The organism is Saccharopolyspora elongata (assembly GCF_004348985.1).
Taxonomy (GTDB): Bacteria; Actinomycetota; Actinomycetes; order Mycobacteriales; family Pseudonocardiaceae; genus Saccharopolyspora; species Saccharopolyspora elongata.
In genome coordinates, this window is record NZ_SMKW01000229.1 from 1 (window position 1) to 1,141 (window position 1,141).

General features: G+C 63.5%; 1 protein-coding gene. It reads right to left on the minus strand.

Features of this window, described 5'->3' with window-relative positions:
- Positions 1–1,092: an IS630 family transposase gene (locus tag E1288_RS46435; protein ID WP_132495729.1), complete on the minus strand. Its 1,092-nt coding sequence runs from the start codon at positions 1,090–1,092 to the stop codon at positions 1–3.
- Positions 1,093–1,141 lie beyond the last annotated feature (49 nt).

Sequence of the window (1,141 nt, forward strand, 5' to 3'; positions counted from 1 at the left end):
CTAGTGTGCTGCGCCGGAAATTCGTTGGCAATATCGGGCGAGTGAGTCAATGATCTCCTCGGCGGTCTTGCGCCACACGAACGGCCGGGGGTTGTCGTTCCATGTTTTGATCCACTCGCGGATGTCCTTTTCCAGTGCCGCAACGCTTCTATGGACGCCGCGACGGATCAACTGGTCGGTGAGGAAGGCGAACCAGCGCTCGACCTGGTTGATCCAACTCGATCCGGTCGGGGTGAAGTGCATCGTGACCCGGGGATGCTTGGCGAGCCATGCCTTGATCGCCGGGGTCTTGTGGGTGCCGTAGTTGTCGCAGATCAGGTGGATGTCCAGTCCTTCGGGCACGGTTTTGTCGATCGTGGTGAGGAACTTCTTGAACTCGGTGGACCGGTGGCGGCGGTGCAGTTCGCTGATCACGGTGCCGTCGACGATGTTGAACGCGGCGAACAGGGTGGTGATGCCGTGGCGGACATAGTCATGACTGCGCCGTTCGGGCATGCCGGGCATCATCGGCAACACCGGCTGGGACCGATCCAGCGCCTGGACCTGGCTCTTCTCATCGGTGCACAGCACCACCGCGCGTTCGGGCGGGTTGTGATACAGCCCGACCACGTCGACGACCTTGTCCACGAACAACGGATCGGTGGACAGTTTGAAGGTGTCGGTCTGGTGCGGTTTGAGCCCGAAGTCGCGCCAGATCCGCCCGATCGTGGACTTCGACAGCCCCGACCGCGCCGCCATCGACGCACGCGACCAGTGCGTGGCATCGTGCGGTGTTTCCTCCAGCGTCGCCACGATCACTTCCTCGACCCGCTCGAGGGGGATCGATGGCGGCCGGCCCGGCCGGTCCTCATCAACCAGCCCGTCCAAACGGTGCGCGACGAACCGGGAACGCCACCTGCCCACGGTCATCCGGTTGATCCCCAACCGCTCCGCGACTTCCACATTGGACAATCCCTCGGCACATGCCAGCACGATGCGACACCGCAACGCCAACGCCTGCGCCGACTTCGCCCGCCGTGCCCAACGCTGCAGCGTCTCACGTTCATCATCGGTGAGCACCAACTCGGCCCTGGGCCGTCCGCGACCTGCCATCACCGCATCCTACAATTAGATAGTGGACTTCCGGCGGAGCACACTAGCG